Here is a 4305-nt window from a genome sequence, read left to right on the forward strand (position 1 = left end):
AAACATCGGCTAAACATCGGCTCGTTGCGCTTCGCTTCGATCGCTCATGAGCGATATCTGCTGGCGGTCGCCAGGAGCAACCGGCTGGCGGAGCAGGCGGAGATTGCCATCGACGATCTGCGCGGGGAGAGGATCATCGCCTTCAATCGCAAGAACCTCTCCTACACCGAACGGTACTTCAACGAGAAGTTCGAGGAATACGACCTGACCCGCAACATCGCTTATAGTTGCGACGACACCTATTCGCTGGTGTCGCTGGTCTCGGCCGGCCTTGGCATCGGCTTTGCGCCGGAATGGACCGAGGGTCTGCCGAACCGGGCCTTCGAGCTGAAGGCGGTCAGAGGCATCGATTTCAGGATCGGGCTTGGGGTCGCCTGGAGCAAGGACGATCCAACCGCCTCGCGCGACGACATCGTCGATATCGCCCGCTCATTGGCGCGGCCGGTGAGCTAAGCGATCTGCGCGGCTGTTCATCTGTGACGCGAGCGACGAGATGCCGCCTCGCGGATCAGTCACGTCTGCCTCTATCAGAACCTCCCCTTAGATTGCGGCCACCGCGTCCTGCCCCGGCTTTGGGTCCTGCCAGGCTCGCGCCGCCGGCAACGGCTTTGCCGTCCTCCACTTCGTTGCGGCCCTGCGGGTGCAGGCGCCGCTTGCCGCCTGGCTTTCGGACCGCCGTAGCAGGTCGCGATGGCCGCGACCTCGAAACGGAGGTTCCAACATGAGCAGGCAGCAATCCAATCAACGATCCGATATCTACAGCCGCATCACCAACACGATCATCGCCGATCTTAAACAGGGCGTGCGGCCATGGACCAGACCCTGGACGACGGGACATGCGACCGGCGAGGTCAGCCGGCCACTGCGCCACAACGGCCAACCCTATTCCGGCATCAACGTCCTGCTGCTGTGGTCGCAAGCCATCGCCCGCGGCTTTGCCTCATCACGCTGGATGACGTTTCGCCAGGCAATCGAACTTGGCGGCGCCGTTCGCAAGGGCGAAACCGGCACGACCGTGGTCTTTGCCAGTTCGTTCATCCGCACCGAGACGACCGAGACGGGCAATGAGATCGAACAGGATATTCCATTCCTCAAGACCTACACGGTGTTCAACACCGACCAGATCGCCGGTCTCGACGGCCGCTTTGATGACGTCGCATCTGGTGAGGATCCGATGAGCCGGATCGGCAATGCCGGCCGCTTCTTTGCCAATACCGGCGCGCTGATCCGGCATGGAGGTACGGCTGCCTATTATGCCCCCCACCGGGATTACATCCAGATGCCGTGCCTGGATGCCTTCCGGGACGATGCCGCCTATGTCGCCATCCTCAGCCACGAGATGACGCACTGGACCGGCGCAGCGCGACGGCTTGATCGCGATCTCAGCCGCTATGCGAAAGACCGGAGCGACCGCGCCCGCGAGGAGCTGATTGCCGAACTCGGCAGCGCGTTTCTCTGCGCCGATCTCGGCATCGTCCCAGAGCTCGAACCGCGCCCCGACCACGCAAGCTATCTCGATAGCTGGCTGAAGGTTCTGGGTAACGACAAGCGCGCCATCTTCTCGGCGGCAGCCCATGCGCAGCGGGCGGTCGATTACCTGCATTCCTTGCAGCCGGAAGCCAACGAGGAGGAGGCGGCGGCGTGAGCCGTCTCTTCCTTCCTCAGCCGTCTCTTCCTTCACTCAGGCATGAGAGACGCGGATGCCGATCACTGCCGCGGAAGGTAGCCTCGCGACCGCTTCCTGCGCAAAAGGCTGAGCAGGAGATCGACGGCTTTTGCCTCGCTGTCGAAGACATGGATCTTCTGCTGCCCGCGGCTGCCGATACGTCCCCAGCTGCGCACCAGCGATGTCTCGCCGAAKAGGTTCGGCTCGATCGACAGCGCATAAAAGCGGGCCATGTTCTTCGATGGATCGATGCGTTCGATGTAGAGACGATAGGGTTGCGTACTCATGTCGGCAGAATCGCAAAGAACGGTTCACTGCGTCCAACGACATTTGTGAATCGATCCGGCTAGATCGATTCACGTTGGTGATGTCGCCTCGTCAGATCTGTGATGCAGTGAACAACCCGGCAAATTCCGGATCGGAATAATAGCGCAACTTTGTCGCAACGATGGGCCGCTGACCGGCGATGAACAGCAGCTCGGTCTCGGCAGGCACGTTGCGCACTTCGTCGGGCGTCAGCAGCGGCCGGCCGACATGCTGCTCGGCGAAGGAGAGACCTGTCCTTTCCGAATCGAGCGCGCGGGCCGCCGTGTTGAAGACGACGGTCTCCTGGCCAAGCAGATCGGACACCAGGCGGGCGCTGTCGTGATCATTGACGCCGAACACTTGCAGCACGCCGGCATTGGAGAGAAACGTGCCGGCGCGCTGGCGATAGGTGGCGCGCAGCTGATGGATGTCCTGGATGATCGGCCAGAGTTGCACACCGTAACCTGCCATCAATCCCATGGCGCGTTCGATCGGCGCCAGATGACCAAGGGCGGCGAACTCGTCGAGCAGATAGAGAACCGGTGGCGCAGATGGTTGCGGCGAGGGGGCCGTTCGCGCCATCTCGGTCAGGCTCTGGGCCACCAGCAATCGCAGCCATCGCGAATAGGCCGCAAGCCTGTCTGGCGGCAAGACCAGGAACACGGTCGCCTTGTTTGCCTTGAGGTCACCGAACCGAAAATCCGATCGCCCCAACACCTCGGTCATGCGCGGACTGTCGAGGAAATGCGTATGTCGCTGGGCTGCCGACAATACGCCGCTTGCCTCACGGTCCGACTTGCCAAGATGACGGTTGGCGGCGCGCGCAATCAGTCCGTTGACCGCGTCACTTCTCTGCATCTCGTCCAGCACGGCACGGAACGCTTCCGGTGCCAGCGTCAGCAAGTGCCTGAGCGTGGTCAGCGTGCGCCTGTCGTCTGGCTGGCTGGCGAGCACATGCAGCAGCAATCCAGCGATCAGCGCCTTTGCTTCCTCGTTCCAATGGGCGTCCCCTGACAAGCCTGGTTCGTCGAACACCAGTGCGTCGGCGAGTGTCGTTGCATCCTCGGCGACGTCGACGCTGCCTGGATCAACGCCGTCCATTGGATTGAAGGCAGCCGAAGGTCTGCCGGTGATGCCGAACGGATCGAGGATATGAACCGGCCCGAAATTCTCTCGTGCATCACCTGCGATCTGCGCATTCTCGCCTTTCGGATCGATGCAGATGATCGAGCGGTCGGCTGTCAGAAGGTTGGGGATGATGGTGCCGACACCCTTGCCGCTGCGCGTCGGCGCCATGGTCAGAAGATGAGCCGGTCCGCTGTAGCGAAGAAGCCGGCCGGAGTTGTTCGCACGGCCGATCAGCAATCCGCCTTCTGCCTTTGTCAGAGGCGCAATCTCTCTGCGGCCGGCAAAGCGCGCCGACCCATGCGTGTCGTCCACCGCCGATCCAAAATGCGTGATCAGCGGCGTCGACAACAGCCGAATGAGCAGCACGATGGCAAAGGCCATCACCACCCAATCTCCGATATGCCAGATGACGTCACCCCTGTGGCCGCCGAGGATCACGCGTCTGAGGTAGTCGATCCCGAAGTAGACGGTGAACACGACAAACAAGTAGCCGGCCGCACCCATGACAAACGACTTGGCATATCGCAGCGGAAACGTGATCAGTGCGACGATCGCCCAGAGCGGATCGCGGGCCGCCATGTGCATCATGTTTGCGAAGGCAGTTTTGATCTGGTTGGCATGGATCATGATGCCGCGCTCCCGTTGCCGATATTGCCGATAGTCGGCTCATTTGCCTGCGGCTTCAGCAGATCGTCGAACAGATCCCGGTCGCCATCGCGGGTGAGAAACTTTGGCAGTTCCCGTCTCAGCCACTCGGCCAGTCCTCCGCCGATCTGCACCTCGCGGTCATGCTCCAGCCGATGCAGCACCAGTGCGCCGATCAGCACCTTGCGGCGCGTATCGATGGCGCGCTCCTGCTTGCTGAGCCGGATCTGCAATGTCTTGCGCTGCGCCTCCAGCTGGGCGAGCCGTTCGCCGATGGATTTACGTGCCATTGCCATCGTCTCCCTGTTCCACAATCAGCGATCGGCCGAACGGCATCAGGACGATAACCGCACACGATCGCATGCGCAGATGCTGCAGCGATGGTGGCATGTCGGCTACTCGCAAATCTGCGCGTGGAAGCGACCGGGTGAACGGCTTACGAGGTCATCGGGAGATTGCCGCGTGCTCCCACCAGTGCCCGAAGGCGCGAAGCGACGAAGGCACAAGGGCGCACTTACGAGTTGCTGGCGCAACTCCAGTAGCGAAGGCCGGCAGAGGCG

At 61.9% G+C, this 4305-nt stretch carries 5 protein-coding genes; 2 read left to right on the top strand and 3 right to left on the bottom strand.

Going from position 1 to position 4305, the window contains the following annotated elements; translation table 11 throughout:
- Both AC1ECN_RS38255 and AC1ECN_RS38260 read left to right on the top strand, forming a co-directional pair.
- The coding region (locus AC1ECN_RS38255) for a LysR family substrate-binding domain-containing protein (protein ID WP_477956010.1) at positions 1 to 453 on the top strand (453 nt) is incomplete at its 5' end.
- Between the two features lie 268 nt (positions 454 to 721).
- Complete coding sequence (locus AC1ECN_RS38260; protein ID WP_477956012.1) at positions 722 to 1645, top strand: ArdC family protein; 924 nt, start codon at positions 722 to 724, stop codon at positions 1643 to 1645.
- A gap of 62 nt (positions 1646 to 1707) precedes the next feature.
- Here AC1ECN_RS38260 and AC1ECN_RS38265 read toward each other — a convergent pair whose 3' ends face one another.
- The 3 genes from AC1ECN_RS38265 to AC1ECN_RS38275 all read right to left on the bottom strand — a co-directional run bounded on the left by AC1ECN_RS38265 (position 1708) and on the right by AC1ECN_RS38275 (position 4035).
- The gene (locus tag AC1ECN_RS38265) at positions 1708 to 1953 is read right to left on the bottom strand and encodes a WGR domain-containing protein (protein ID WP_477956013.1); all 246 of its coding nucleotides are present in this window, start codon (positions 1951 to 1953) and stop codon (positions 1708 to 1710) included.
- A 91-nt stretch (positions 1954 to 2044) separates the two neighbouring features.
- Positions 2045 to 3727 (bottom strand): type IV secretory system conjugative DNA transfer family protein, encoded by a 1683-nt coding sequence (locus AC1ECN_RS38270; protein WP_130726103.1) that lies wholly within the window; start codon positions 3725 to 3727, stop codon positions 2045 to 2047.
- The gene (locus AC1ECN_RS38275; RefSeq protein WP_130726102.1) at positions 3724 to 4035 is read right to left on the bottom strand and encodes a mobilization protein; all 312 of its coding nucleotides are present in this window, start codon (positions 4033 to 4035) and stop codon (positions 3724 to 3726) included. Before AC1ECN_RS38275 ends, AC1ECN_RS38270 begins: the two co-directional genes overlap by 4 nt.
- Positions 4036 to 4305: the final 270 nt, after the last annotated feature.

The organism is Rhizobium sp. 01N447_2, from assembly GCF_056399245.1.

Coding starts and splice junctions, on each gene's coding strand:
- AC1ECN_RS38260 (WP_477956012.1), top strand. CDS start 722: ATGAGCAGGCAGCAATCCAATCAACGATCCGATATCTACAGCCGCATC.
- AC1ECN_RS38270 (WP_130726103.1), bottom strand. CDS start 3,727: ATGATCCATGCCAACCAGATCAAAACTGCCTTCGCAAACATGATGCAC.
- AC1ECN_RS38275 (WP_130726102.1), bottom strand. CDS start 4,035: ATGGCACGTAAATCCATCGGCGAACGGCTCGCCCAGCTGGAGGCGCAG.